This window comes from Verrucomicrobiota bacterium, from assembly GCA_039192515.1.
Taxonomy (GTDB): Bacteria; Verrucomicrobiota; Verrucomicrobiia; order Methylacidiphilales; family JBCCWR01; genus JBCCWR01.
This window is the reverse complement of record JBCCXA010000093.1, coordinates 1-2,553: the sequence shown is the minus strand read 5'-3', so window position 1 is coordinate 2,553 and position 2,553 is coordinate 1. Positions and strand designations below refer to the sequence as shown.

Genomic DNA, 2,553 nt, shown 5'->3' with positions numbered 1-2,553 from the left:
CTTTGAGTGAGACTATAGGCTCATTTGTGAGGAAGCATCGCTTGGACCAGAATAAAACTCAAAGTGAGATAGCGGAGCAGGCGGGTATTAGCCGGTCTACGTTAAGTCTACTGGAAAAAGGTGAGGCGGTCACTGTTCCAACCTTGATTCAGGCACTTCGTGCATTGGAGCTGCTGCATATCATGGATAATTTTCAAATCGTATCACAGCCAAGTCCTTTACAGTTAGCTAAGCTGGAACGTGAAAAAAGACAAAGGGCTCGACCTGATCGGAAGGCAGGTAATCAAGGAAAAGAGTGGTAAATACTGCTATAATCAAAATATGGGGTGAACAAGTAGGTGCCGTAGCCTGGAACCATGAATCACAACTTGGGAGCTTTGAATACGATCCGGAGTTTATTAGAAAGGGGTGGGAGTTAGCGCCGCTAAAAATGCCATTGTCATCGGGCCAGAGAATTTTCACATTTCCTGATCTAAGAAGGCCAAAAGATAGTGAATATGATACATATAAAGGTCTTCCGGGACTTCTGGCAGACGTATTACCGGATAAATACGGCAATAGACTTATCAGCGCGTGGTTAGCTAAAAATGGACGACCTAGTGACAGTATGAACCCTGTGGAACAACTATGTTTTATAGGTACCCGCGGCATGGGAGCATTAGAATTTGAACCCGCTACTTTTGGTCGAGACAAAAATACTTTTAGTGTAGAAATTGATAGCCTTGTCGGAATTGCCAGGAAAATGTTATCAGCTCGAAGCGATTTCAGCGCTGACCTGGCAAAGCACGAAGAGCAAGCCATTAGTGACATTATGAAGATCGGAACATCCGCCGGAGGTGCCAGGCCAAAGGCTTTGATCGCTTACAACGAAATAACAGGCGATGTCCGGTCGGGTCAAACCAAGGCGCCAAAAGGCTACGACCATTGGATCATAAAACTTGATGGCGTCAGTGAAGAGCAGTTTGGTGAAAGTACAGGATATGGTAGGGTTGAGTATGCTTATTTTAAAATGGCCAGGGAATGCGGGATTAGAATGATGCCGTGCAGGCTCAATGAAGAGAATGGAAGGGCGCATTTTATGACTCAACGTTTTGACCGTGAAGGCAATTTTAAACATCATATTCAAACTTGGTGCGCCATAAATCACTTTGACTTCAATGAAGTCACCAGCTACAGCTATGAGCAACTTTTTCAGACCATGAGGGAGCTCAGGCTGCCTTATCCTGCGGCAGAGGAATTATTTCGAAGAATGGTTTTTAATGTACTCGCTAAAAACTGTGATGATCATTCAAAAAATTTCGCATTCCGACTAAAAAAAGGTGAAAAATGGGAATTGAGTCCGGCCTACGATGTATGTCATGCCTTTCGCCCGGATAGCCTATGGGTGAGTCAGCATGCATTAAGCGTTAATGGTAAACGAACGCATATTATAAAAAATGATATGGAAGCCGTGGCACGTGCGATGAGCGTCAAAAAGGGCTCGGTGATTATCGACCATATAAATGCAGTGGTTAAGCGATGGCCGGAATTTGCAGAAGAACAAAAAGTGTCTACGGCTAAAAGAGATGAAATTAATGCGACGCTAGGTACTTTTTAATGATGTGAGTTAGATGGATTCACGACAATTGTATAAAGCAGCCGAACATCTTAGTACGACTTTGATATGGGAGAGTCACTGGATTCATTTCGGAACAGGTGATGAAATAAAGTGAGGTTTAATTGAAGAGCTAGTACAGAACTTTTTAGCCACTGATAAAGTGAACTTAGTTTTTGAACGCACGAACTCTGGAGCATTCGAGAAGTCCGAGATACAGACGCAAATTAGAGAACTCTTAGGGTCACAGAACTTTCAACTTTGGAATGAATCCATGAATCGTGCAATTATCTTTAATCATATTGGCGTACTACTCAAAGGTCAAAAGGATACTGCATAATGTTCTGGAAGAAGAAAAATCCGAAGATTACATTCAAATGCTCTCAATGTGGTCAAATCCACAATACATGGCCTGCTCTTGGGTATGGAGAACCCTGGCATTATTCTCAATTGACTCCCCAACAACAAAAAGACATTGCTAAGATCGATGAGGACTTTTGCGAAATACACTGGGAAGAGCAAACGGATAGATTCATTCGAACAACCCTAACTATTCCGGTCAACAACTTCGAACTGAATTTAGAATACGGCCTCTGGGTTTCATTAAGTGAAAAGAGTTACAACGACTACTCGGATCAATACGAACGAACTGACTATGAAAGTGGATATTTCGGATGGGTTTGTAACCAGCTGTTAGGTTATGAAGACACCCTTTCAGTTCCAACTGATGTTAATACCCAACTTGGAACAAGAAGACCGATATTGGACCTTCATAAGGATTATGACCATCAGTTAGTTAGTCGTCCCTTAAAAAGTAGCCTAGTGTAATGATTTCATAATAAGCTTACTATTAGCGATATTAGCCTTATGGCCAGCATAGGTAAATTAGAAGTATCAGCAGAAGATAGAAAAGAGCTTTTATTCAGATCAAGATCACATACTCTGGGAAGTAGAGATGT

At 42.1% G+C, this 2,553-nt stretch carries 3 protein-coding genes; all 3 read left to right on the top strand.

The genetic code is table 11. The features are described 5' to 3' along the window. The coding region (locus AAGA18_16095; GenBank protein ID MEM9446863.1) for a helix-turn-helix transcriptional regulator at positions 1–302 on the top strand (302 nt) is incomplete at its 5' end. Then, the gene (locus AAGA18_16090; protein MEM9446862.1) at positions 296–1,597 is read left to right on the top strand and encodes a type II toxin-antitoxin system HipA family toxin; all 1,302 of its coding nucleotides are present in this window, start codon (positions 296–298) and stop codon (positions 1,595–1,597) included. The genes AAGA18_16095 and AAGA18_16090, both read left to right, overlap by 7 nt. A 336-nt stretch (positions 1,598–1,933) precedes the next feature. Continuing rightward, the gene (locus AAGA18_16085; protein ID MEM9446861.1) at positions 1,934–2,422 is read left to right on the top strand and encodes a DUF2199 domain-containing protein; all 489 of its coding nucleotides are present in this window, start codon (positions 1,934–1,936) and stop codon (positions 2,420–2,422) included. Positions 2,423–2,553: the final 131 nt, after the last annotated feature.

What these genes read in the sequence shown, in the direction of transcription:
- AAGA18_16085 (MEM9446861.1), top strand. Translation starts at nt 1,934, where the DNA reads ATGTTCTGGAAGAAGAAAAATCCGAAGATTACATTCAAATGCTCTCAA.